Here is a 25,118-nt window from a genome sequence, read left to right as displayed (position 1 = left end):
GGTGGCCTGGCGGCGAGTGGTCGGGGTCGATAGGGGCCCGGTGGCCGGTCGAGTAGGCCGGTGGGGCGGTCACGGGGTGCCGCGAGGGGCCCCGGGGGCCGCTGTGGCGGGCGAACACTGCGCTACATCGATATTACCGGATTGTTACATTTTCAACAGGCCCTCGCCTTGCGGATGGCCCGCTCGCCGCAATACGTTGCCGTCAACAACAAAACCGAGTGAAGGTTCAACCTTCCGGAGGCACCGATGACGTTGGCGAGGTGGTACGAGCGATGAGCGACGTGCCCATCCTCCTTGAGATGCGATCCATCACCAAGGAGTTCCCCGGAGTCAAGGCCCTCTCCGACGTCAACCTGGTGGTTCGCGCCGGCGAGATCCATGCCATCTGCGGCGAGAACGGCGCGGGCAAGTCCACGCTGATGAAGGTCCTCAGCGGGGTCTACCCGTACGGCACGTATGACGGCCAGATTGTCTACCAGGGTACGGATGCCCGGTTCGCCGACATCCGCGCGAGCGAGAACGCCGGGATCGTGATCATCCACCAGGAGCTCGCGCTCATCCCGGGGATGTCGATCGCCGAGAACATCTTCCTGGGTAACGAACCGCGCAAGCGGGGCGCTATCGACTGGAAGGCCGCGAACCGGATGGCGCTGGACCTGATGGCCCGGGTCGGTCTCGAAGAGGACCCGGACACCCTGATCAAGGACATCGGGGTCGGCAAGCAGCAGCTCGTGGAGATCGCCAAGGCGTTCGCCAAGGACGTGAAGCTGCTCATCCTGGACGAGCCGACGGCCGCACTCAACGAGGCCGACTCCCGGCACCTGCTGGACCTGCTGCGCGGCTTCCGCTCGCGTGGCATCACCTCGATCATGATTTCGCACAAGCTGAACGAGATCGAGGCGATCGCCGACCAGATCACCATCCTTCGGGATGGCAAGACCGTCGAGACGCTGGACGTCAAGGCGGACGGGGTCGACGAGGACCGGATCGTGCGGGGCATGGTCGGCCGCGAGCTGAGCAGCCGGTTCCCGGACCACACTCCGAAGATCGGTGAGGTCTTCTTCGAGGTCCGGAACTGGAACGTCCGGCACCCGATCTCCGCCGAGCGGCAGGTCTGCAAGAACGAGAGCTTCACGGTGCGCCGCGGCGAGATCGTCGGCTTCGCCGGGCTCATGGGCGCGGGCCGCACCGAGCTGGCGATGAGCGTGTTCGGCCGCTCCTACGGCGTGTTCGAGTCGGGCACGATCATCAAGGACGGCAAGGAGATCGTGCTCAAGTCGGTGGCGGACGCGATCCACCACGGGCTCGCGTACGTCAGTGAGGACCGCAAGGCGATCGGCCTCAACCTGCTCGACGACATCAAGACGTCGACGGTGGCCGCCAAGCTGTCCAAGATTTCGCACCACGGCGTGCTGAGCGAGGTCGAGCAGTACCAGGCGGCCGAGGCGTACCGCAAGGAGTTGCGGACCAAGGCCCCGACGGTCGACGAGGGCGTCTCCAAGCTCTCCGGCGGCAACCAGCAGAAGGTCGTTCTGGCGAAGTGGATGTTCACGGACCCGGACCTGCTGATCCTCGACGAGCCGACGCGCGGCATCGACGTGGGTGCCAAGTACGAGATCTACGGCATCATCCAGCGACTCGCCGACCAGGGGAAGGGCGTCATCGTCATCTCCTCGGAGCTGCCTGAGCTGATCGGGCTCTGCGATCGCATCTACACCGTGTTCGAAGGCGCCATCACGGGCGAGATCGCCCGGGCCGACGCCACCCCGGAAACCCTCATGAAGCAGATGACCTCGACGAAGAAGATGGCCACACGATGAGCCGATTGAAGGACCTTCAGAAGAACCTGTTCGGAGGAACCACCTCCAACGCTCGCCAGTTTGGAATGATCTTCACTCTGGTGGCGATCGTCCTGATCTTCCAGATCTGGACCGATGGACTGACCCTGCGGTCGGACAACCTGATCGCGCTGTTCCAGCAGAACTCGTACATCCTGATCCTGGCCATCGGCATGCTCATGGTGATCGTGGCGGGGCACATCGACCTCTCGGTCGGCTCCATCGCCGCGTTCGCCGGCATTCTGGTCGCCAAGTCGATGGCCGAGTGGGATCTGCCCTGGCCGGTCGCCATCCTGTTCGGCCTGGCGATCGGTGCCATCATCGGCGCCTGGCAGGGCTTCTGGGTGGCATACATCGGAGTACCGGCGTTCATCGTCACCCTGGCCGGCATGCTGCTCTTCCGCGGTGGCAACCAGTTCATCGGCAACGCGCAGAGCATCCCGGTGCCGGAGGGCTTCCGGGAGATCGGCTCCGGCTTCCTGCCCGAGTTCGGGCCGGACACCGGCTACAACAACGCCACGCTGCTGCTCGGCCTGGCCGCCGCGATCGCCGTGGTGTGGCGCGAGTTGCAGGCACGCAAGACCCGGCGCGCGATGGACGCTGATCCGGCGCCGATGTGGATCTCGATCCTGCGGATGGCCATCATGGTCGGGGTGATCGCCTTCGCCTCGCTGCGCTTCGCCAGCGGTCGCGTCGGCACCAGCTTCCCGATCTCCGGTCTCATCCTGCTGGCCCTGGTCATCGCGTACTCCTTCTACACCCGCAACACGGCCGGTGGCCGGCACATCTACGCGGTGGGCGGCAACTCCCGGGCGGCCGAGCTGTCCGGTGTGAAGCTCAAGCGGGTCAACTTCTTCGTCATGATGAACATGTCCGTCCTGGCTGCCCTGGCCGGCATGATCTTCGTGGCCCGTTCGCAGGCATCCGGCCCGCAGGACGGCAACGGCTGGGAGCTGGATGCCATCGCCGCGGTCTTCATCGGTGGCGCGGCCGTCGCCGGCGGTATCGGCACCATCAGCGGCTCGATCGTCGGTGGTCTCGTCATGGCCGTGCTCAACAACGGCCTCCAGCTCCAGGGCGTGGGCACCGACAAGGTCCAGATCATCAAGGGCCTGGTCCTGCTGCTGGCCGTCGCGATCGACGTCTACAACAAGAGCCAGGGCCGGTTCTCCATCATCGGAAGCCTGACGCGACCCTTCCGGCGCGCCGACTCCGGTCCACCCGCCTCACCGCCGGACGCGGAGCGCGAGCCCGCCAAGGCAGCGGTGTCCGGCTGACGGCCACCGACTTTCCACCCCGTCTCACATCACTCAGAAAGGCAAGTCCCCTCATGCGTAAATTCTTCGGCACGTCGGTGGTGGCCATCAGTGCCGCTGCCATGCTGGCCCTCGCCGGCTGCGGCTCCGGCCGTGACGGCGACTCCGGCACCAAGGGCGAGGCCGCTAAGGGCTTCGCGGCGAACTCCCTGATCGGTGTCGCCCTTCCGGCCAAGACCTCGGAGAACTGGGTCCTCGCTGGTGACCTGTTCACCAACGGTCTCAAGGAGGCCGGTTTCCAGGCTGACGTGCAGTACGCCGGCGCGTCGACCACGGTCGCCGACCAGCAGGCCCAGATCACCGCCATGACCACCAAGGGCGCCAAGGTCATCGTCATCGGCGCGACCGACGCCGCGCAGCTGGCGACCCAGGTCGCGGCGGCGCACGCCGCCGGTGCCAAGGTGATCGCGTACGACCGGCTCATCACCAACACGCCGGACCTCGACTACTACGTCGCGTTCGACAACTTCAAGGTCGGCCAGCTCCAGGGCCAGGCCCTGCTGGACGGCATGAAGGCCAAGAAGCCGAACGGCCCGTACAACATCGAGCTGTTCTCCGGCTCGCCGGACGACAACAACGCCGGTGTCTTCTTCAACGGCGCGATGAGCGTGCTCAAGCCGGAGATCGACAAGGGCACCGTCGTCGTCGCCTCGGGCCAGAAGGAGGTCAAGCAGACCGCCATCCAGGGCTGGAAGGCCGAGGGTGCGCAGGCCCGCATGGACCAGCTGCTGACCTCGACGTACGGCAGCAAGGAGCTGGACGGCGTCCTCTCCCCGAACGACACCCTGGCCCGCGCGATCCTGACCTCGGTCAAGGGTGCCGGCAAGCCGACCCCGATCGTCACCGGCCAGGACTCCGAGGTCGAGTCGGTCAAGTCGATCGTCAAGGGCGAGCAGTACATGACGATCAACAAGGACACCCGCAACCTGGTGAAGGAGACCATCAACATGGTCAAGGCCCTCCAGGCTGGTAACACCCCGCAGGTGAACGACACCAAGTCCTACAACAACGGCAGCAAGGTCGTCGACACGTACCTGCTCCCGCCGGTCGCCGTCACCAAGGCGAACGCGGCTGAGGCGTACGCCAACGACCCGAAGCTCGCGCCGCTCACCAAGTAAGCACCGCGAGGTAGGCAGCAACGCCGATGGGTCCCGGATCTTCTCTTCCGGGACCCATCGTCGTCCTCGCACCCCCGCACCACCACCCGGCACCGATCCGGAAGGAGGTCTGACCGTGGAGACACCAGTACGGTCCAGGCCAGCCGGCGTCGGCCGCAACGCCGAATCCCCGCTGCCGTCGGTACCCGGCGTCAGCCAGGAGGAGATCCGGCGGCAGAACCTCGGCGCCGTCCTGCGTTACGTTCACCTGCACGGGCCGACGTCCCGGGCCGAGCTGACAAGCCGGCTCGGCCTCAACCGCAGCACCATCGGGGTCCTCTCGGCCGAGCTGGTCGCCAGCGGCCTGGTCACCGAGGAGGCACCGACGACCGCCCGCCGCGCCGGCCGCCCCTCGCTGGTGGTCAGCCCCCGTTCCGACCGCGTCTACGCGCACGCGCTGAGCATCGACGCGGGCCGGCTGCGCGCCGCCCGGGTCGGCCTCGGTGGGCGCATCCTCGACCTGCGCGAGGTCGACCGGCCCGCCGGCATGTCGGCCGTCGACGCCGTTCGGCCGCTGGCCGACCTCGTCCGTGACATGGAACGCTCCGTCGCCGCCGAGACCCTGCTGGTCGGTGGGGCGGTCGCGGTGACCGACACCACCCGGGACCCGGACGGCAAGATCCGGATCGCCAGCGTCGACGAGACCCTCGGTGCCGCGCTCGATGCCGAGTTCACCGACTGCCCGGGCTTCGTGGCCGGCGACCTGGCCGACATCGCTGGCCTCGCCGAGCACGTCCGGGGCGTGGCGGCGGGCATCGACGACCTCATCTACCTGCACGGCGATCTCGGCATCAGTGCCGGCATCATCGTCGGCGGTCGGCTCGTGATCGGCCACCGCGGCCACAGCGGCAAGGTCGGCCACATGGTGGTCAACCCGAACGGCCTGCCCTGCGGGTGCGGATCACGCGGCTGCTGGGAGACCGAGATCGGTGAGGCCGCCCTCCTGCGGCACGCCGGTCGGGACCCCGGCGAGCGCGAGGCGGTGGCCGAGGTGCTGCGTGCGGCGGCCGACGGCGACCGCACCGCCCGGGAGGCGGTCGAGCAGGTCGCCGACTGGCTCGGCTTCGGCGTGGCCAACCTCGTCAACGTGGTCAATCCGGACGCCGTGGTGTTCGGCGGCTCGCTCCGGGACATCTTCACCGCCGGCGCGGAGACGGTCCGCCGTCGTCTGGACGCCATGCCGCTGCCGCTCTCCCGTGAGCACCTGCGGCTGCGGGCGGCGGCACTCGGTCGCGACGCCGTCCTGATCGGCGCCGCCGAACTGGCCTTCGACAAGCTGCTGGCCGATCCGCTGAACGTCGGCGTCCTGGGGCAGGCAGCGACCACCGACGACCCGGCGCGGCCGGGCGCCCGGTGACACCTCGGTGACCTGACCGAACCCCGCGAGACAGCTCAGGCGCGCAGGGGTGGGGTACCGCGCTATCCGGGCCATTCCGGGTCGTGGTGCCCTACGCTTCTGGTGCGTGACGGGTGGTTCCTGGAGGCGGCACGACACGGGCGCGACCGTGCTCCGCAACGGTCGGCGCGGGCGGACGTGACCGATCCGGCCCGTACGCCGGGCGGTGAACGGCCGCCGTCCGGCCGGCTCATCAGTCTGAGTGACGCGGTGTTCGCGATCTCGATCACCCTGTTGGTCCTCGAACTCCGTCCGCCGGCGGACACCGAGCACCTGGCCCGTGGGCTCATCGAGCTGTGGCCCTCCCTGCTCGCCTACGTCATCAGCTTTCTGCTCATCGGCGAGATCTGGGCGGACCACCACCTGCTGTACCGGCAGATCGTCGTCCATGACCGAGTGCTGCTGTTCCTCAACACGTCGTTCCTGATGAGCGTGGCCTTCCTGCCGTTCTCCACCTCCGTGCTGGCGGACGCCTTCAGGGACGGTCAGGGCGAACGAGCGGCGGTGGTGTTCTACGGCCTCTCGTTCGGCGTCGGCTCGGTTCTGTTCAACGCGATCTGGCTCTACGCCAGCCATGGGCACCGCCGGATCCGGCCCGGTCTCGATGCGGAGGGGGTGCGGGCGACCACCCGGAGCTTCCTGCTTGCACCCTTGCTGAACGCCGCTGGCGTCCTCGTCGGCGCGATCGTGCCCACGCTCGGACTGCTCTTCTATGTCGTGCTGGTCCCGGTGCTCTGGCTCCCGACGCGAAAAGTGAGTCTGGCGCCGGGGGAGTTGACCTAACGGGCACTCGCGCCTCACCTTGTATGCGGTACTGGTTGGAAGTGCTACATTTGTGTGGCAGTTAGCCGGCGGGCCGCCCTGTGGGCGTACCCCGTACCCGACCGGAAAGAAGTGAATCGATGATCGTGCGCGACAAGCTGTACATCGGCGGAGCCTGGGTCGACCCGGCGGATCCCCACCTGCTCGACATCCGCTCGCCCCACGACCAGTCCCTGCTGGGCCGGGTGGCCCAGGCCACCACCGCGGACATCGACCGGGCGGTCGCCGTGGCTCGGACGGCGTTCGACCACGGCCCCTGGCCGCACACCACCCCCGAGCAGCGGCAGGCCGTCATCCAGCGGCTGAACGACCTGCGTGAGGCCCGCGCCGACGAGGTCGCGGCAGCGATCTCGGCGGAGAACGGCTCCGCCCTCTGGTTCACCCGGATGGGCCAACCCTTCCTGACCCGCCAGGTCACCGCCTATCTGAAGGCGGCCACCGAGCTGGGCTGGGAGGAGACCATCGAGCCGAGCGACCCCACCGCGCCCTACGACACCATCGTGCGGCGCGAGGCGATCGGCGTGGTCGCCGCCGTCATCCCGTGGAACAGCCCGTTCTCCGCGGCCACCGCCAAGATCGTCCCGGCGTTGCTCGCCGGCAACACCGTCGTGCTGAAGGTGTCGCCGGAAAACTCGATCAGCATGATGCTGCTGGCGGACCTGTGCGCCGAGGCAGGGCTGCCCGAGGGTGTCCTGAGCATCCTGCCGGCCGACCGGGAGACCAGCGCGCACCTCGTCGCGCACCCGGGTGTCGACAAGATCTCGTTCACCGGGTCCACCCGCGCGGGGCGGCAGATCGCCTCCACCGCCGGCGCGCAGCTCAAGCGGGTCAGCCTGGAGCTGGGCGGCAAGTCCGCCGCGGTGATCCTGGACGACGCGGACCTACCGGCCGTGGTGCAGGGGCTCCGGTTCGGCTCGCTGGGAAACAACGGCGAGGCCTGCATCCTGCAGACCCGCATCCTCGCGCCCCGCAGCCGCTACCAGGAGGTGGTCGAGGCGCTGACCAGCCTGGTGGAGTCGTTGAAGGTCGGCGACCCGTCCGACCCGGACACGTTCGTCGGCCCGATGATCCGCCCGGACCAGCAGCAGCGGGTGATCTCCTACATCGAGCTGGGCATCGCGGAAGGCGCCCGCCTGGTCACCGGCGGACCGAGCGTCCCGGCTGGCCTGGAGCGGGGCAACTACGTCACGCCCACGCTCTTCGCCGACGTCGACAACGGGATGCGGATCGCCCAGGAAGAGATCTTCGGGCCCGTCCTGGCCGTCATCGCGTACGACGACGAGGACGACGCCGTACGGATCGCCAACGACTCGGAGTACGGCCTCTCCGGGGGCGTCTGGTCGGCCGACACCGAGCGGGCCCTGGCGGTGGCACGTCGCATCCGTACCGGCACGGTGACCATCAACGGCTCGCCGATGAGCTTCGACGGACCGTTCGGCGGTTACAAGGCCAGCGGCATCGGTCGCGAGTACGGCATGGTCGGGCTCAGCGGATACCTCGAGTACAAGACCGTCACCCGTCGGCGGTGAGCTGGACGTACCGGAAGTCCAGCCGGTCGCCGTCGAGATGACGTCGCTCGTCGACGCGGTGTCGGGGGTCGCCGTTAGGCTCGGCGGCGTGATGCACCAGCTCGATCGCACGCAGGCGCGGCGGATCGCCGTCCGGGCCCAACTGTTGGCCGCCCCGCGACCGACCGACCTGCTGACGGTGGTGCGGCAGCTGACGCTGTTGCAGATCGACCCGACCGCCGCCGTCGCGCCGAGCGCCGACCTGGTCGCCTGGAGCAGGCTCGGCTCGTCATACCAGCCAGCCGATCTGCAGCGGGCCCTGGAGCGGGACCGGACGCTGTTCGAGCACCAGGCGATGGTGCGGCCGATGGCCGACCTGGGGCTCTACCGGGCCGCGATGGCCGCCTGGCCCAGTCACGAGCGGCAGCGCGAGTGGCTACGCCGCAACGACTCGTTCCGTCGCGACGTGCTCGACCTGCTCGGCCGCTCCGGGCCGCTGCTCTCCCGCGACATCCCCGACACCTGCGTGGTGCCGTGGCCGTCGTCCGGCTGGACCAACAACCGCAACGTCACCCAGATGCTGGAGTTCCTGGTCAGCCGCGGTGAGGTCGCGATCGCCGGCCGGCAGGGCCGCCAACGCCTCTGGGCCGTGGCGGAGCGGGTCTACCCGGTCGACACGGCCGTCGTCCCGCTCGAGCAGGCGCAGCGGCTGCGCAACGAGCGGCGGCTGCGGGCGCTGGGCATCGCACGGGCGAAGACGACGATCGTCCCGGGGGAGCCGGCGGACGTGGGCGACGCCGGTGAGGCGGCGGTCGTCGAGGGCGTTCCGGGTGTCTGGCGGGTGGATCCGACCGCGCTTGGTCAACCCTTCTCGGGGCGTACCGCGGTGTTGTCGCCCTTCGACCGGTTGGTGCACGACCGGGTCCGTCTCGCGGAGCTGTTCGAGTACGAGTACGTGCTGGAGATGTACAAGCCCAAGGCCAACCGGCGGTGGGGCTACTTCGCGTTGCCGATCCTGCATGGCGACCGGCTGGTCGGGAAGGTGGACGCCACGGCGGACCGCCGGCGCGGCGTTCTCGCGGTGCACGCCATCCACCAGGACGTGCCTTTCACCCTGGCGCTGACCCGGGCCGTGCACGACGAGCTGCGCGACCTCGCGGCCTGGCTCAAACTGACCGCCGAGGGCCTGCGCTGATGGGTGATCGCCGGGTTCCGTGGCCCCGGCGATCACCCGCCGTCGATCAAGCGATCCGACGCACCCGGCGGACGGCCAGGTAGAGCAGGATCAGCGCGAGAGCGACGAAGACGCCCGTCTCGATGGTCTGGAACAGCCAGAACCGGTCCGCCGGCTGGTACAGCTCCCAGTTGTACGCGCCCGGCCCGATGCCCAGCTCCTCGCCGCAGGCCTTGCCGGTCGGGCCCTTGCCACCCGGCGGGCACTGGATCCGGGTGTCCTCCGCCACCATCGTCCCGTCGGCGTTCCGGATGCCCATGGAGAGAATCCAGTCGCCTCGGCTCAACTCCGGTATCCCTTCCCCCTCGATCGGGAAGGTCTGGGTACGGGCGGGCTGGTAGTGCGGTCGGGCCAGGATCGCGACCGCCGCCCGTACGCCGACGTACCCGGCCAGGGTGATGCCCATGGCGGGCAGCATCCGTTTCCAGACGGTGCCGGCGAAGATGCCGAGCGCCACGGCGAAGAGGGTGTAGCCGATCGGGGCGATGCCCTGCAGGTCGAAGACGATCATGCCGAGCCGGCCCTCCTGGGTGGCCTGTGTCAGCGGCTCGACCCACCAGGACATGCCCAGGCCGTAGCAGACCGCGAGAAGCACCGCGGCCGCGCCGACCAGCCCGAACTTCACCAGCGCCCACCGGGTCCGGCCGACGCCCTGGGTCCAGGCGAACCGGTGCGTGCCGTGCTCCACCTCGCGGGCGACCAGCGGAGCGCCCCAGAACAGGCCGACCAGCACCGGCAGGGTGATCAGCAGCACCGCCACCAGGTTCAGGCTGCCGTACTGGTTGGTGAAGCGGTGGAAGCCCGCGTTGCAGGCGTTCGCGGCCGCCTCGCTGGTCGCGACGGGGCGTATGCACTCGGCGAGCCCCAGGTCGGCGAAGGTGTGCCGCATCGAGAGGCCGATCGGCACCATCAGGGCGGCGAGCGCCACGAACCCCAGCAGGGTGAAGAACGCCAACTTGCGGTGCTGTCGCCAGGTCAGCCAGATCATGCCGGCACTCCCCACTCGCTGTGACTGGTCTGCGTGTTGCCGTCGGCCAGGTAGGCCAGGACGACGTCCTCCAGGCCGACCTCGCGGACGGTCCAGGCGGCATCGGTGACCGGGCCGTCGGTGCGGACCAGCAACGTGGACTGTCGATCGGTGTGGCTGGCTCGGACGACGGCGGCGACGCCCCCGATCGGGCCGCCGTCGTGCCGCGGGCCGACCAGCTGCCGGTGCTCGGCCACCAGGTCGTCGACCGCGCCGCCGAGCTGCACCTGGGCGGCGTTGAGCACGATCAGGTAATCGCAGACCCGCTCCAGGTCGGCCAGCAGGTGCGAGGAGAGCAGGACAGTGGTGTCACCGTCCGCCACGCTGCCCATCAGCGACTGGAGGAACTCCCGCCGGGCCAGCGGGTCGAGGCTGGCGACCGGCTCGTCGAGCAGCAGCAAGCGGGGCCGTTTGGCCAGCGCCAGCGCGAGCGCCACCTGGGCCCGTTGGCCGCCGGAGAGCTTGCCGACCGGACGGTCCGGCGGTATGCCGAGCTGCGCCAACCGGTTGCGGGCCAGCGCGGCGTCCCACCGCCGGTTGAGCTTGCCGCCGGCGGTGACCAACTCCGCGGCGGTGAAATCCCGGTACAACGGGGTGTCCTGGGCGACGAACCCGATGTCGGCCAGGCCGTCCGTGTCACCGTACGGCGACCTGCCGAAGACCCGTACCGCTCCCGCGTCGGGCTTGAGCAGCCCGACGGCCAGGTGCAGCAGCGTGCTCTTGCCGGCGCCGTTCGGCCCGACCAGCGCGGCGATCCGGCCGGCCGGCAGGTGCAGCGAACAGTCCCGCAATGCCCAGGATCTGCCGTACCGCTTGCCCAGCCCGTCGGCTTCCAAGACCATGTCCATCCTCTGTCCTCTCGTTCCGCTCGCTGCCGCGCTCATGCGGGCTCTCTCTGCGGGGTGTCGTCGCCGAGGGTGGCCCGCAACGTGGTCTCCACCAGGGCGATGACGTCCTCGGCAGTGAGGCCGGCGGTCCGCGCCCGGTGCAGCCACGCGACCAGGTCCTCGCGTAGTTCGGCCTGGTTGGGCAACGACGCGCCGGCCAGGGTGCGCTGCACGAATGTGCCCACCCCGGGTCGGCCACCGACCAGGCCCTCGATCTCCAGCTCCCGGTACGCCTTCAGCACCGTGTTCGGGTTGATCGCCAGCGACTGCGCGACGTCCCGGACCTTCGGCAACTGGTCGCCCGGCACCAGCAGGCCGACCCGCAGCGCCTGTTTCACCTGCTGCACGAGCTGCATGTAGGTGTTCACCTTCGACCGGCTGTCCAGCACAAACTCGATCACTCGAGATGATCCTCCCCTGTTGTCCTACGACAGTAGGACTAATAGACAGCTTCACCGGGAGCCCGCCCCCTGTCAAGGGCATCCCGGCGATTCGACGGCGTGGCTCGGGCGGGCCACACGTTGGCACCGGCGGGCCAGCCGGCCGGGAAGGGGAGGGGCACGGCATCCGTCCGGACGGGGAGGTGTTCGATGGTCACCAACGAACTCGTGGCGCCAACGGCGACGCCGTTGCAGATCGCCCGAGCCCGAGGCCGGGTACGAGGCCGGCTGATCCTGCTCGGCCCGGCGTTCGTCGCCGCCGTCGCCTACGTCGACCCCGGCAACTTCGCCACCAACTCCGCCGCCGGCGCCCGCTACGGCTACCTGCTGGTCTGGGTCGTGGTGGTGGCCAACCTGATGGCCATGCTGGTGCAGACGCTGACCGCCAAGCTGGGCCTGGCCACCGGGCGCAGCCTGCCCGAGCTGTGCCGGGAACGACTGCCCCGCCCACTGAACCGGGTGATGTGGGTGCAGGCCGAACTGGTCGCGATGGCCACCGACCTGGCCGAGGTGATCGGCGGCGCGGTCGCCCTGTACCTGCTCTTCGGCATCCCACTGCTGCCCGGCGGGATCATCATCGGCACCGCCGCGTTCGCCGTGCTCGCCCTGCGCTCGCGTGGCTTCCGGGCCTTCGAGGTCGCCATCGCCGTGGGGCTCGGCGTCATCGTGCTGGCCTTCGCCGCCAACCTGCTGGCCGCCGGCTCCGACCCGGGCTCCGCCGTGGCCGGCCTGGTGCCCCGGCTTCAGGGCACCGACAGCGTGCTGCTCGCCGCCGGCATCCTCGGCGCCACCGTCATGCCGCACGTCATCTACGTGCACTCCGCGCTGACCCGCGACCGCATCCCCGCCAGGAACGACGCCGAGCGCCGTACCCTGTTCCGCGGCCAACGCGCCGACGTACTGCTGGCTTTGACGGCGGCCGGCGCGGTCAACCTCGCCATGCTGCTCATCGCGGCGGCCAGCTTCCGCGGCGGCGGCCCGGCCGGTGCGGACAGCCTCGAGGGCGTGCACGCCGGGCTCGGTCAGACCATCGGCACCACGGCCGCGTTCGGCTTCGCCATCGCCCTGCTGGTCTCCGGGCTCGCCTCCACCAGCGTCGGCACCTACGCCGGTGAGGTCATCATGCAGGGCTTCCTACGCCGCCGGGTCCCGCTGCTGCTGCGCCGGCTGGTCACCCTGATACCCGCGCTGGCCGTGCTCGCCATCGGGCTCGACCCGACCCGGGCCCTCGTGCTGTCGCAGGTCATCCTCAGCTTCGGCATCCCGTTCGCGCTGGTCCCGGTGGTCGCCTTCACCCGGCGTCGTGACCTGATGGGCAACCTCGTCAACCACCCGCTCACCACCGCGGCCGCGTCCCTGGTGGCCGCCCTGGTCGTCGCGCTCAACGCTTTCCTGCTCTGGCAGGTCGTCGCGGGCTGAGCCCGCCGGGCAGCTGGGCTGGCTCGGTCACGTGCGGCGGCCCTCGTCGCGGGTCGGGATCTCCTGGCGCTGTTCGAGGGCGTCCGCCGGGTTGGCGTCCTCCGGCAGCGACGTCACCTCTTCGAGTGTGCCCGCGGGCAGGGCGCCCTGCTCGGCCAGGTCGGCCTCGGCCGCCTCCGGGTCGACGTCACCCGACACCCGGTCCGGCGGGCCCACGTCGAACGCGTCCTGCCGCTGCTCGAGTGCGTCCGCCTCCGGCGGAGGCAGCGGATCACTCTGCTCGTCCCGGAACGTGCTCATCGCAGCCTCCTGTCCGACGGGTGTCGACGACACCGCCCGGCCACTGCCTACCCGGCGTAGTCGCCGGCACGCCTCCTACCCGGGCGCACCGTGCGCACCCGCCCAGCGCGCCGCTCAAGATCCGTACAACGTCAGGGAAAGTGCTGCCTCCGCGACGCCTGACGCAGCACGTTCCCTGTTCTGGCGCGGATCTTGACCGCAAGCGCGGCCGCGCGGGCGCCCCCGCGCGGGCGCCCCCGGGCGGAAATCCTCGGCGATCAGTCAACCTGTTGCCCGGAGCCGTCGTCCTTGGATGCGACGGAAGGAGAGCCTGTGCGGTGGAAGAGACGCTTCGAGGGGTTGGACATCCTCGTCGCTGAACGCGGCAGTTCCCTGCTCGCGACGGCGGTGCTGCTGACCGGCAGCCGTGCTGGCGGCGAGGACCTGGTGCAGGGGGCGCTGGAACGGCTGATGCGGCACTGGCATCGGGTGCACGGTGACAAGGAGGGCTACCTCCGGCGGACGTTGTACAACCTCGCGGTGGACCAGTGGCGCAGCCGCCGACGCCGGCCGGAGGTGTTGACCGCTGTGGAGCCACCCGGACAGCCGGATGGCACCGACGCTCTGCATCTGCGTCAGGCGCTGGTGCAGGCACTGGCCACGCTGCCGCCCCGGCAGCGGGCCGTGCTGGTGCTGCGCTACTGGGAGCAGTGCACCGAGGCGGAGGCCGCCGAGATCCTCGGCTGCTCGATCGGCACCGTCAAGTCCACCGCCTCCCGGGGGCTGACGCGCCTCCGGGAGGTGACCGCCGCCTGGACGGTCGACAACGTCCCGGCCTCGAACGGAGTGAAGAGATGACCAACGACATCGAAGAGCAGTTGACCAGCGGGATGCGCCAGGAGGTCGCCGGCGTCGCGTTCGGCTCGGACGTGCTGGGCGCGGCGACCCGGAGGCACGGTCGGCGGGTCGCGCTGCAGCGCACCTCGTACGCCGCTGGTGTGGTGGGCCTGGTCGGGGCGCTGGCCGCGGCAGTGCTCATCGGCGGGCCCGGCGCCTCGACGCCGGGCGGTGACCCGGCTGCCTCCGCGTCGGACAGCAGTTCGCCGTCGGCCACCGGTGACACGCCGCAACTGCAACTGGCCTCGGCGGTCACGGCCAGCGAGAACGTCAGTTACCGACTGAAGATCACCACCGGCAGCAAGGAGGACCCGAACGCCTGGGGGACGGCGGAGGGCGCCTGGGATCCGGCGCGGTCCACCGGTTGGCTGACCACCCAGAACCCGGGTGGGGTGGGCTACTACCAGCGGATGGTCGACGGCACGTTCTACGTCGGCTCGAGTGGCTCGACGACGTGGAAGCAGGAGCCGAACAACGGCAACCTGGAGTACGCCGACGCCCTCGGTGGTGCGACCGGCGCGTCGGCCGACCCGAAGGAGCTGTTCGCGGCTCTGCGGGAGGCCAATGCCAAGGTCACCAAGACCGGCGCCCGCACCTACCACTTCGAGAGCACCCGGACGTACGACGACAAGTACGCCGCCGGCACCCGGACTCTGGTCGGCGACGTGACCGTCGGGGCGGACGGTCGGATCGCGAAGGTGAGCTACCTGGCCACGGACACCTCGCGGGTCAAGCCCGGGGTCAAGAGCCCCAAGGCCGGGCTCACCCTCAAGTCGGATCACCGGCTGACCCTCCAGCTGTCCGACTACGGAGTCCCGGTGCGGGTGGAACGACCGAAGAACGTGATCGTCGCCCGCTGAGCGGAGCGAACCGTGCTGCCCGCCGTGTCCCCGCGGCGGGCAGCACGTCGTACGACGTCAGGCCCCCGGCGTCGAGCCGGTGCGGCACAGACCCGAGGTCGCGCCGCGCACCGTGGTGGCGGCGCCGAGGTCGACCGGTGCCGGACCGCCACCGGAGCAGGTCAGCGAGCCCACCTGGCTGCCGGCGAGGATCGGCGCCGTCGCGGTGGCGGCGCCGGCCAGGGTCAACCGGCCAGCCACCCGCGCGCCGACCGCCGTGACATGGTCGGTGGTGCCGGTCAGCGTCACCGCACCACGCACGTCGGTGTTCAGCAACTCGACGGCGGTGGCGTCGGTCGACAGCACGCTGCCGGCGATCGAGGAGCGCTCGGCGACCAGGGTCGCGCCGGGCCGGACGGTGACCCCGCCGGACACGGTCGCCCCGCGCAGGCAGGTGGCACCGGTGGTGATCACCAGCGGGCCGGCGTGGCGCCCGGTGACCACGCTGGTGCAGGTGGGTGGCGGCGGGATCAGCGTGGCCACGAAGCCACGAGCCGCGCCGACGTTGCCGACCGCGTCGATGCCCCGGTATTCGATCGTGTGCCGGCCGTAGCCGGGGGTCCGCTCGGCGAACGGGGACACCGACATGCCTCCCGAGCCGAGGTTGCCGTAGACGAGGCCGTCCACGTCGGTGCCGGTGGCGGTGAACAGGAACGGCGCCCCGGCGTCGGTGGGCCAGCCGTAGTAGTTGTGCCAGCCGTCGCCGTCGAGCCGGAACTCCGAGGTGACCTGCCCGGCGCCGTCGTCGGTGCCGGTCAACCCCATCGTGAACGGGCCGTTGTAGACGTATTCGGTGGGCCGGCCGGGCCGGGTGACGGTGAGCAGGGGCTCGGAGAGGGCGTAGTCGACCTCGGGACGGGTCGCGTCGACCGTCCAGGTGCGGGTCGCCGTCTCACCGGTCACCCGGTCGTGGACGCGGGCGGTCACCCGGTGGGAGCCCCGCGACAGGCGCAGCGGCGCCAGCGCAAGGTCCCGGTCGCTACCGGCCTCGGCCACCGGCCGACCGTCGAGCGACCAGCGCACGCTCGGCACCCGGTCGGTGGGCTGGGTGGTCCGTACGTACACCACGTCCTTCGCGCCGACCGGACGGTCGGTCGCCGTGGAGTCGGTGATCTCCAGCGGTGCCGTTTCCGGTGGGGTGCGCACGCCGGTGTCGACGGTCCAGGTGCGGGCCTGGGTCAGGGCGGGCGAGCGGCGGACCACCGGGTCGCGGACGAACGAGGTCGGATCGGTCACCGTGGCGGTGACCGTGTGCCGACCGGGAGCCAGCCGCAGCGCCCGCAGATCCAGGTGACGGGCATTTCCGGTACGCGGCACCGCCCTGCCGTCCACCGACCAGGTGACGGTCAGTGCGTGGCTCACCGGGTGCAGAGTGTCCACCCAGAGGACGCGGTCCGCGCCGACCGGCTGCTCGGTGGCGGTGCCGCCCTGCACGATGCCGACCCGGCCGGCGATCCGCTCGGTCATTCGCTCCCGGCCGACCTGGTCGAAGTAGAAGCCCAGCGACTTCATCATCGAGTGCCGGCTCGGTCGCCAGATGCCCCGCTGGAGGTACTGGCCGCCCTCGTAGCGGCCGATCTCACCGCCGGCCTCGCTCGGCTCGCCGAGCCAGCGCCACCACTTGGCCTGGGTGGCCCGCATCTCCTGCTCGGTGAGCACCGTGTGGTGCACCGACGAGGGCTCCGGTCCGTCGTACGTGTCGCCGGGAACCCCGCGCGCGTAGTAGTCGTACTCGTCCTGCAAACCGCCCAGCGAGTGCCCGAGCTCGTGTGGGCTGATCAGCGCGGACAGCGCGTTGCCACCGGAGGCGGTGGCGTTGCTGCCGCCCGCGCCGCCGTAGGTGCCGCTGTTGGCCAGGGCGATCAACTGCCGGTTGCCCGGGTTGGTCCCGATCGCCAGATCGGCGTACGAGTTCGCGGCCACGCCGTCGACCGCCAGCAGTCGCTGCACACTCGCCGGGTTGCAGCCGCCCCAGAAGCCCATGTCCAGTGCGGTGTCCCGCTGCGGATCGGACAGGCCGGGGTCGCAGTCGACCCCCGACTCGGCGGAGACGATCTCGACGGCGTAGACGTTGAAGTAGCTGCGGTACGACTTGAACGGCTCGATCGTCCACAACGTGTTGAGGTGCCGCTCCACGTGTGACCGGAAGGTAGGCAGGTCGGCCTCGGTGTAGCCGTCGCCGAGCAGCACCAGGTTGAACCGCTTCGCCGGGTCACCGGTGACCTGGATCGGCACCACGGTGGCGCTGCCCACCGGCGCGGCGGCAGCCGGTGTGGCGACCACCAGCCCCGCCACGAACATCGCCGCGACGCACAAACTCGCTCTGATCCGCACCCTGCGCCCCCTCCGTCAGCCGGGCGGCCCGGTCGACGGCCGAACGCCGAGCCCGGCCGGGGCCGACGTCCGCGCCTGCCGTTACCGCGGTCACCTGGGACCGTACCCGGGTGCCGGCCGGCACATAACCCTTCACCGGCCGGCACTGGTCCTCAGTGGACGTCGACGCTGGTCGGCGCCAGGAGTGCCACCACCGCGTCCAGGGTGTCGGGGTGCCCGGCCAGCAGCGCCGAGCCGGCGCTCGGGCCGGCGACCGGCCGCCACCCGCCGGAGAAGCCGAGCAGCGCGGCGACCGCGTCGGTGGCCTCCGGGTGGGTGGCCAGCAGCGCGCCCGCCGGCCGCAGCGCGTCGGTGACGGGAGCCGCCGGTGCGGCGGGCGGGGGCGCCACCCACGGCGGCACCCAGGAATCCAGCTCGGGCAGTGCCCCCGGGAAGGTGCGCCCCGCCTCGCGGATGAGCAACGGCACCAGCTCCGGACCCTGATCGCGCAGCGTCGTGATCAGGGTGGGCAGCCAGGGCAGCAGCACCGGATCGGGGAGCCGGGCGAAGGCGGTGGACATCGTCTCCACCACGAAGGGCGCCAGCCCGGGCGCCGGCTCCAGCGCGTGCACGAAGCCCGACAGGTAATGCGGGAAGGCCGGCACCACCAGCGGATTCGCCAGCAGCTCGGCACACCGGGCCCGCAGGTCGGCCAGCGGCAGCAGGCCGAGCTGGTGCCGGGCCGCCCAGAGCAGAGCGACCTTGGCCGGCGCAGTCGGGTGCGACTGGGCGACGGCGAGCTCCAACTGAGAACGGTCGCAGCCCAGGGAGAGCGCCAGGCCCTCCATGGAGAACAGGAAGCCGAGCATCGCCCCGACCTGGCGGACCTCGGTCTCCTCCGCCGCGATGGCGGTCGGCAGCAGCGTGCAGTAGTGCGCGTACCCGGTGGTCACGAACGCCTCACACCACGACGGCAGAGCCGGCTCGGTGGCCCGCTGGTGGGCCAGCAGCCGGCGGATGCGGCGCAACACCTCCGGGGCGTCGTCGACCGTACGCTCGGCGGCGAGCAGGACCACCGCCCGCTCGCCCAGCTCGTCGACCAGGCGCGGGCTGTTCAGCAGTCGGATGGCGTCCTCGACAGCGGCCAGCGCACCGGCCGCGGTGGCGTCGGGGCCGCGGACCGCACGGCGTAGCCGCTGCTCCAGCACCTGCTCGACGGTCACCCCCTCGTAGCCCAGCTCGATGAGGGCGCGCTGGTCGCGGCCGAGGGCCAGGTCCCAACTTTCCTGGATGGAGCGGTGCCCGAGCCGCCGTTCACCCATGATCGGGCGGACCGTGCTGGGTGGCAGCAGGTGCCGCAGCATCCACAGCAGGTCCGAGCAACCGGTGAGCTCGGGTTGGGCGCGCAGATCCAGCAGTGCCCGCTGGATGGTCCGCTTCTCCAGGTCGAGGCCGAGCGGCTGTAGCCGGTCGAGTACGTCGCGGGCCAGCGGCGGCAGGGCGTCGTAGCCGACCTGACCGACCCGGTCCCCGCCCAGCAGGATCTCGCAGAGCCGCGGGACGTCGCGCCGGCCGGGCACCACGTCCTTCTCGATGCAGGTGACCGCCGCGTCGGCGAAGTCGTACGGGGTGGGTCGAGCGCGATTGCGCAGGGCGGCCAGCAGGACCGAGGTCTCGAAGACGGCGATCGCGTCGGCGGTGCTGGCCAGGTAACCGTTGCGGCGGGCCAGTCGGACGATGTCGACGCACCAGCCGCGCAGCTCGGCCTCGTCGAGGCCGTCCAGGACGGGCGGCCCGGCGAGAAAGTCGGTGAGGCGGTCCGCGACCGGCCCGGTCGGAGACGGCACGGCGGTGGGCGGGGCGGCGGAACGACCCCGCCGGCCACGGGCCGAGGTGCCGCGCTGGCCGTCCAGCCGGAACGGGGTCAGCCCGTTGCGGCTCACCGCCTTCGTCCAGGTCGCCGCCGCGATCGAGACCGAGCCGGGTGCCAGGCCGAACTGCGCCTCGATCGCGGAGTGGCTGGACGGGATGAGGCCGTACCGCCAGCTGGTGGCGGTGCGCGGGGTGATCTCGAAGGCCGGGGCGTCGGAGTCGAGCCCGAACTGCTCGACCCGGCTCGCGGCGTGGAACGCCCCGCAGACGTAGAGGCAGTCCGCGGGGTCGACACCGGAGGCGGCGAGGTGCTGACGCATCCGGGTCCACATGTAGCGCTCGCGGTCCTCGTCGCGGTCCAGTCGATCCGAGCCGCTCGGACGCAGCCGCCGGAACAGGCTGCCGATCAGCACCATCACCTGTCGGTAGGTGTCGTGGTCGGCGTCGGCGAGCGGACGTTCGACGTACTGGTCCCACCACTCCGACCAGTGCCGCACCTTGCCGTGGTGCAGCAGGTACGCCTCCAGCTCGGCGAACCGGGGCCGGAGGTCACCGATCTCCACGCCGACGGCGTCGCCGTGCAGAGCGGCCTCCTCGCCCGCCGAGCTGGTCTCGCCGTCGGCGGCTGGCTTGTCGCGGGGCGTCCACTGGAAGACGTGGTCGGTGGAGCGGTCCACCAGCACCAGCTCCACGCCCGGTGTCTCCAGCGCGTACGCGATGGCCTGGTATTCCGCCGAGGCCTCGGTGACCGGCGCGACCACGCTGAGTGGGCCCCAGTCGGCGGGGAAGTCGGCCAGCTCCGAGGCGAAGGCCTGCACGGCGACCGGGAGGCGGCAGTTGCGCAGCTCCCCGAGCAGCGGCTGGAGATCCTCACACAGCTCCAGGTAGATCACCCGGGGCTGCTTCGCCCGCAGCCTCCGCACCATGGCCAGCCCGGACGCCGGCGAGTGGTGGCAGACCGGGAAGATCTCCAACCGCTCGCCGAGTGCGCGGTCGACGTCATCGACGATGCCGGCGAGGATCCCGGCCAGCGCGTCGGGGGAGCCGGCGAACTCGGCGACCGCGTCGGTGAGCTGCCCGCGCAGCGCGCCGAACGGACCGGCGACGGTGGGTGCGGTCACGAGAGGGACGCGATCGCCTGGCGACCGCCGTCGAGGAAGCCCGCCCAGTCGTCGTCGGCCTTGCGGGCCCGCGGCTCCACCACGCCGTGCAGGAACTTGTTGAGGATCGCCAGGTCCTCTGGGCTGCGCCGCGCCAGCGACCCGACCAGCGACCCGGCGAGCGTGGCCGCCCGCAGCGTACGGTCGCCGAAGAACTGGCTGTGCAGGATGGCGTCCTCCAGGACGCCGATCTGCTCGGCGGTGGACAGCGCCGACTCCAGCTTCTCGTCGTCACTGGTAGCCGCCGCCGCACCGGCGCGCAGGTCGGCGAAGCTCTGCAACAGGATGTCCAGCAGGGTGGGCGGCACGTCCAGCTCGATGTGGTGCCGGCGCAGCAACTCCTCGGTGCGGAAGCGGACGATCTCCGCCTCACTGCGCTTGTTGGTCACCACCGGGATGCGGACGAAGTTGAACCGCCGCTTGAGCGCCGAGGAGAGGTCGTTGACGCCCCGATCGCGGCTGTTCGCGGTGGCGATGATCGAGAAGCCGGGCTGGGCGAAGACGATGTTGTCCTGGTCCAGCTCGGGGATGGCGACGTACTTCTCGGAGAGGATCGAGATCAACGCGTCCTGCACGTCGCTCGTGGAGCGGGTCAGCTCCTCGAAGCGGCCGACCACGCCGCGTTCCATCGCCGTCATGATCGGCGACGGGATCATCGAATCACGCGACTGGCCCTTGGCGATCACCATGGACACGTTCCACGAGTACTTGATGTGGTCCTCCGTGGTGCCGGCGGTGCCCTGCACGACCAGGGTGGAGTTGCGGCAGATCGCGGCGGCGAGCAGCTCGGCCAGCCAGCTCTTGCCGGTGCCGGGATCACCGATCAGCAGCAGACCGCGATCCGAGGCCAGGGTGACGATGCTGCGCTCGACGAAGCTGCGGTCACCGAACCACTTCTGTGGGATCTCCCGGTCGAGGCCGTCGGCCCGTTCGGAGCCGAGCACGAACAGCCGGACCATGCGCGGGCTCAGGCGCCACGTGAACGGCTTCGGGCCGGTGTCGACCGACTCGAGGAAATCCAGCTCGTCGGCGTACGTGACCTCGGCGGGGGCGCGCAGCATCTCGGACATGAGGGATGGGTCTCCTAGGTGAGGAAGTTCTTGAGTTCGACGACGAGTTTGCGGATGTGACCGGAGATGACCGGGGTGCCCAGGTCCTTGAAGCGCTGGCGGAACCAGGGGTTGACGCTCTGCTGGCCGGAGCTGCTGACCGAGCCGACGGGAATGACCCGGACACCCGAGCGGTGCACCGCCGTGAGGCCGTCGAACAGTGGCTGGGACCGGTCGAACTCGTAGAAGTCCGAGATCCACACCAGCACGGTCTGTTTCGGTTCGACGATCTTCGGCCGGGCCAGTGCCAGCGCCACCGGACCGTCGTTGCCCCCACCGAGCTGGGTGCGCAGCAGCACCTCGAAGGGGTCGTGCACCCAGGGGGTCAGGTCCAGCGCCCGGGTGTCGTACGCGATGAGGTGGACGTCCACCTTCGGCAGCCCGGCGAAGATCGACGCGAGGATGGTGCAGTTGACCATCGAGTCGACCATGGAGCCGGACTGGTCCACCACGACGATGAGCCGGGCCGGCGTGGTGCGCCGGGCGGTCTGCCGGTAGTAGAGCCGGTCGACGTAGAGCCGCTCGTCGTCCGGGCTCCAGTTGGTCAGGTTCTGCCAGATGGTCCGGTCGAGGTCCAGATTGCGGAACACCCGCTTGGGCGGCACCGACCGGTCCAACGTGCCGACGCTGGTCTGCTGCACCTGTGTCCGCAGCACCTCGGCGACCTCGTCGACGAAGCGTCGGATCAGCGCCTTGGCGTTGGCCAGCGCCACCCCGGAGAGGTTGGCCTTGTCCCGGAGCAACTGCTCGATCAGCGACATGCTCGGGGTCAGTTGGCTGGCCAGCGCCGGGTCGGCCAACACCTCCCGCAGGTGCATCCGCCGGACCAGATCGCCCTCCAGGCCCGCGAGGGTCGCGCCCAGTCCGGTGCCCTGCCGGCGCAGCTCGCCGGGCGCGCAGCCGAGCGCCTGCTCGAACCAGCCGGCGTCGGACTGCCAGCGGGCGAGTTGCCCGGCGCTGACCGACCCGGACCCGGTGGCGAAGACGTTGAGTAGCAGCTTCGAGACCAGCGCCGCCCGGCGGACCTCGGCCTCGCCGGGCCGGTACGACCCGTCATCGGCCAACCCGGCGTCGCCGTCATCGGCCAACCCGGCGTCGCCGTCATCGGCCAACCCGGCGTCGCCGTCATCGGCCAACCCGGCGTCGCCGTCATCGGCCGGGCCGACAGCGGCATCGTCGCCGGCAGCGCCGGCATCGTCGGCCGAGCCAGCAGCGGCATCGTCGTCGCCGGAGTCGCTCGCGAGCAGCCCGCGCAGCTCGGCGGCGAGCGTCGGGAAGCGTTGCACGATGGTGTCCACCGAGACCGCCGGGTCCAGCACTGCCGCCGGCAGCCCGAGGTCGTCGACCACGGCCATGCTCGCCGACTCCAGGGTGGCCTGCTCGTCGCGGTCGAACAGTCGGGACAGCAGCCGCCAGTAGAGCACCTGACGGCGGTTGGCATCGGCAAGCCCATCGGTGGGAACGATGTCGGTCATCGCCGCAGCAACCGGCCCGCGCGCTCGCGCAGCACGGCCACGGCGTCGCCCGCCTTGGCCTCCTCCTTGGCGACCTTCGGGTCGGTGACCCCGGACGCCCAGTCGCCGTTGTGCGCCTGCACCGGCCGCCGCTTGACGGTGGCGGTCACCGCCAACGGCTGCACCAGCCAACGGTCGCCGTCCCACCGCAGCAGGCCCAGGCAGGCCGACGAGGCGGCGACCAGCTCGGCGGTGAGCGGGCCGGCCGCCGGCAGCCGGTCCACGGCGAGCGCGACCGACTCACCGTCCAGCTCGATCGTGAGCCCGCCGCCCTCGTCGCGCACCGGGTGGCCCTCGAGGAGCACCGGCTCGGCGATCGCGGTCGGGTGCCGGTCCAGTGGGGCGATCGCGAGCGCGCTCGCCGAGGGCAGCAGCACCCGGGCGGTGGCGAACGGGTCGGCGGGCTCGTCGAGCTGGACCCGGTCGTCGACCCAGCGCAGGTCGCCGCCGTGCAGCGGCAGGTCGGTGACCGTCAGGGCCCGCCGCTCGGTCAGTGCGGTGAGCAGCAGCGGGTGCGTCGACAGCAGCCGCCACACGGCCGGACCGACGATCGTGTCCACCTTCGCGGCGGCGACCGAGGTGCGGACCAGCCGAGCCGATCCGCCGTCGGCCGGCTCCAGGACGGCGTGCAGTTGGACCTGCACGGCCGTGTCGTGCGCGTGCACGTCCACGCCGAGCGGCAGCAGCCGCCCCGAGACCAGCGGAACGTCGTCGGTCGCCGGCGCACCCTGGGCGAGCAGCACTCCCCGGGCCCACAGGTCGGCCCAGCGGCGAGCCGGCACCTGCGCCATGGTGGCGACCGGCACGCAGGCCCGCAGCTCCCCGGCGAACCCGTCGAGCAGGACCGCGAGCCGTCGCAGCTCCGGGACGACGAGGGCGGCCTCGACGACGGTGCCGGCGGCGGAGAGCAGCTCGTGGTCGACGCCGCGCCAGCCGGTGACCGCCACCTCGTGCCACCAGGCCTGTGCCCCGGCGAGCGCGGGCGACGCCTCGGCCGGGCCGCCGCCGGTTGCCGGCCACGGTGACCGGGCCCGGCCCAGAACCGCGTCGAGCTGCCCGAGCAGTGCGTCGTGTGCCGCGCCGAGCAGTGCCGAGCGCGCCCCGGCCAGCGCGGCGAGATGCTCGGCGGTGACCGCACCGGCCGTGACCGCGTCGACCGCGGTGGCCACCGGGTCGGCGAGCGGCGTGCCGGCCAGCGCACCGGCGAACGCGGCCAGTGCCGCCGCGTCGCGGTCGCCGACCCGACCGAGGCCGTTGGTGAGGGCGTCGTCGAAGCCGGTGACCACCTCGAGTGCGTCGGCCAGCCCGGCCGGCGCCTCGCGCAGCTGCGCGACCTGCGTGCCCCGCATCAGCGACCCGCCCCGGTGGCCGGGAACCAGTGCAGCTCCGGCAGCGTTACGGTGCAGGCCGGCAGCTCCAGGTAGGCCAGATGGCGCAGGAAGCGACTGAACACCACGGCGGCCGGGGTCGGCTCGGCCTGGCCGTTCAGGAGGGCCAGCAGCTCCCGACCGGTGGCCAGCCCGTCGCCCACGTCGACCCGCAGGTAGCGGGCGACCCGGTCGACGCCGTACTGGATGAGGGCCTCGTCGGCGAGCGCCTGCAGGTGCTTGCAGGGCGCGCCGCGCAGCCCGCCGCAGGGCCGGTTGTTGTTGGTGCTGCAGTGGTAGGCGTGGGTGCCGGCGGCGACCGACGAGACGTAGACGCGTTCGACGTCCGAACCGCTGGAGACCACCCCCTGCAACCGCCCGTCGGCCAGCTCCACGAAGGGCACCTTGGCCAGTTTGCGGGGGCGGGCCGGTGGCACCACCGCCAGCACGCTGCGCCGCCGCCACTCGGCTCCGTCGGCGTCCGTCACGTCCCGCCCTCCCGCTGTCGACAACCCAGGCTGCCGCGCACACCAACCGGTCCCCGGGGCGCCGCGACGACACGATCATGGACCACGGGTACGACAGATCCGGACCCGGCGCGTCGGACCGCTGGCGGCGTCTGGGCGACCGTTCGGCGCAGCCAGCTCGGCGTTCGGCTCGCGCC

The 25,118-nt window shown here is 71.1% G+C and carries 19 protein-coding genes and 2 pseudogenes; 10 read left to right on the top strand and 11 right to left on the bottom strand.

Annotated features, from left to right (window positions below; translation table 11 throughout):
- Positions 1–272: 272 nt before the first annotated feature.
- The 7 genes from mmsA to V6V47_RS02620 all read left to right on the top strand — a co-directional run bounded on the left by mmsA (position 273) and on the right by V6V47_RS02620 (position 9,232).
- Complete coding sequence (gene mmsA, locus V6V47_RS02650) at positions 273–1,820, top strand: multiple monosaccharide ABC transporter ATP-binding protein (RefSeq protein WP_334626323.1); 1,548 nt, start codon at positions 273–275, stop codon at positions 1,818–1,820.
- Entirely contained in the window at positions 1,817–3,115 is a 1,299-nt protein-coding gene (gene mmsB, locus V6V47_RS02645) for a multiple monosaccharide ABC transporter permease (RefSeq protein ID WP_334626322.1), read from the top strand. Before mmsA ends, mmsB begins: the two co-directional genes overlap by 4 nt.
- Positions 3,116–3,168: 53 nt before the next feature.
- Positions 3,169–4,272, top strand: a complete 1,104-nt coding sequence (locus V6V47_RS02640) for a sugar-binding protein (RefSeq protein WP_334626321.1) — start codon at positions 3,169–3,171, stop codon at positions 4,270–4,272.
- 115 nt (positions 4,273–4,387) lie between these two features.
- Positions 4,388–5,668, top strand: a complete 1,281-nt coding sequence (locus V6V47_RS02635; protein ID WP_334626320.1) for an ROK family transcriptional regulator — start codon at positions 4,388–4,390, stop codon at positions 5,666–5,668.
- 102 nt (positions 5,669–5,770) lie between these two features.
- The gene (locus V6V47_RS02630; protein WP_334626319.1) at positions 5,771–6,490 is read left to right on the top strand and encodes a TMEM175 family protein; all 720 of its coding nucleotides are present in this window, start codon (positions 5,771–5,773) and stop codon (positions 6,488–6,490) included.
- Positions 6,491–6,609: 119 nt separating this feature from the next.
- Positions 6,610–8,058 (top strand): aldehyde dehydrogenase, encoded by a 1,449-nt coding sequence (locus V6V47_RS02625; protein WP_334626318.1) that lies wholly within the window; start codon positions 6,610–6,612, stop codon positions 8,056–8,058.
- Positions 8,059–8,149: 91 nt separating this feature from the next.
- Complete coding sequence (locus V6V47_RS02620) at positions 8,150–9,232, top strand: DNA glycosylase AlkZ-like family protein (RefSeq protein WP_334626508.1); 1,083 nt, start codon at positions 8,150–8,152, stop codon at positions 9,230–9,232.
- A gap of 46 nt (positions 9,233–9,278) precedes the next feature.
- Here the strand turns inward: V6V47_RS02620 and V6V47_RS02615 are convergent, their stop codons facing one another.
- The 3 genes from V6V47_RS02615 to V6V47_RS02605 are packed head-to-tail and all read right to left on the bottom strand — an operon-like array spanning position 9,279 to position 11,586.
- Positions 9,279–10,259, bottom strand: coding sequence for an ABC transporter permease (locus V6V47_RS02615; protein ID WP_334626317.1), 981 nt, complete (start codon positions 10,257–10,259; stop codon positions 9,279–9,281).
- A complete protein-coding gene (locus V6V47_RS02610; protein WP_334626316.1) occupies positions 10,256–11,146 on the bottom strand; it encodes an ABC transporter ATP-binding protein in 891 nt (296 codons plus the stop codon). The genes V6V47_RS02615 and V6V47_RS02610 overlap by 4 nt, the downstream gene beginning before the upstream one ends.
- Before the next feature lie 32 nt (positions 11,147–11,178).
- A complete protein-coding gene (locus V6V47_RS02605) occupies positions 11,179–11,586 on the bottom strand; it encodes a GntR family transcriptional regulator (RefSeq protein WP_334626315.1) in 408 nt (135 codons plus the stop codon).
- A 189-nt stretch (positions 11,587–11,775) separates the two neighbouring features.
- Between V6V47_RS02605 and V6V47_RS02600 the strand changes: the two genes are divergently transcribed.
- Positions 11,776–13,044: an Nramp family divalent metal transporter gene (locus V6V47_RS02600; RefSeq protein ID WP_334626314.1), complete on the top strand. Its 1,269-nt coding sequence runs from the start codon at positions 11,776–11,778 to the stop codon at positions 13,042–13,044.
- Positions 13,045–13,071: 27 nt separating this feature from the next.
- Here the strand turns inward: V6V47_RS02600 and V6V47_RS02595 are convergent, their stop codons facing one another.
- Positions 13,072–13,344 (bottom strand): hypothetical protein, encoded by a 273-nt coding sequence (locus V6V47_RS02595; RefSeq protein WP_334626313.1) that lies wholly within the window; start codon positions 13,342–13,344, stop codon positions 13,072–13,074.
- 312 nt (positions 13,345–13,656) lie between these two features.
- Here V6V47_RS02595 and V6V47_RS02590 point away from each other — a divergent pair, with 312 nt between their 5' ends.
- Both V6V47_RS02590 and V6V47_RS02585 read left to right on the top strand, forming a co-directional pair.
- The gene (locus tag V6V47_RS02590; protein ID WP_334626312.1) at positions 13,657–14,181 is read left to right on the top strand and encodes a SigE family RNA polymerase sigma factor; all 525 of its coding nucleotides are present in this window, start codon (positions 13,657–13,659) and stop codon (positions 14,179–14,181) included.
- Positions 14,178–15,080, top strand: a complete 903-nt coding sequence (locus V6V47_RS02585; RefSeq protein ID WP_334626311.1) for a hypothetical protein — start codon at positions 14,178–14,180, stop codon at positions 15,078–15,080. The genes V6V47_RS02590 and V6V47_RS02585 overlap by 4 nt, the downstream gene beginning before the upstream one ends.
- Before the next feature lie 57 nt (positions 15,081–15,137).
- Here the strand turns inward: V6V47_RS02585 and V6V47_RS02580 are convergent, their stop codons facing one another.
- The 7 genes and pseudogenes from V6V47_RS02580 to V6V47_RS02550 form a co-directional block, all read right to left on the bottom strand.
- Complete coding sequence (locus V6V47_RS02580) at positions 15,138–17,453, bottom strand: M64 family metallopeptidase (RefSeq protein WP_334626310.1); 2,316 nt, start codon at positions 17,451–17,453, stop codon at positions 15,138–15,140.
- A 152-nt stretch (positions 17,454–17,605) separates the two neighbouring features.
- Positions 17,606–20,425, bottom strand: a complete 2,820-nt coding sequence (locus V6V47_RS02575; protein WP_334626309.1) for a DUF5682 family protein — start codon at positions 20,423–20,425, stop codon at positions 17,606–17,608.
- Complete coding sequence (locus V6V47_RS02570) at positions 20,422–21,534, bottom strand: ATP-binding protein (protein WP_334626308.1); 1,113 nt, start codon at positions 21,532–21,534, stop codon at positions 20,422–20,424. Before V6V47_RS02570 ends, V6V47_RS02575 begins: the two co-directional genes overlap by 4 nt.
- 14 nt (positions 21,535–21,548) lie before the next feature.
- A pseudogene (locus tag V6V47_RS02565) lies at positions 21,549–22,622 on the bottom strand (VWA domain-containing protein); the annotation flags it as partial.
- 120 nt (positions 22,623–22,742) lie between these two features.
- Positions 22,743–23,048, bottom strand: a pseudogene (locus V6V47_RS02560) (VWA containing CoxE family protein); the annotation flags it as partial.
- Positions 23,045–24,436 (bottom strand): hypothetical protein, encoded by a 1,392-nt coding sequence (locus V6V47_RS02555; protein ID WP_334626307.1) that lies wholly within the window; start codon positions 24,434–24,436, stop codon positions 23,045–23,047. The pseudogene V6V47_RS02560 and the gene V6V47_RS02555, both read right to left, overlap by 4 nt.
- On the bottom strand, positions 24,436–24,903 hold the full coding sequence (locus V6V47_RS02550) for a hypothetical protein (RefSeq protein ID WP_334626507.1): 468 nt from the start codon (positions 24,901–24,903) through the stop codon (positions 24,436–24,438). Before V6V47_RS02550 ends, V6V47_RS02555 begins: the two co-directional genes overlap by 1 nt.
- Between the last annotated feature and the right edge of the window lie 215 nt (positions 24,904–25,118).

This window comes from Micromonospora sp. CPCC 205539 (genome assembly GCF_036906815.1).
In the GTDB taxonomy this organism is placed as follows: Bacteria; Actinomycetota; Actinomycetes; order Mycobacteriales; family Micromonosporaceae; genus Micromonospora.
This window is presented reverse-complemented; position numbering and strand designations above follow the sequence as displayed.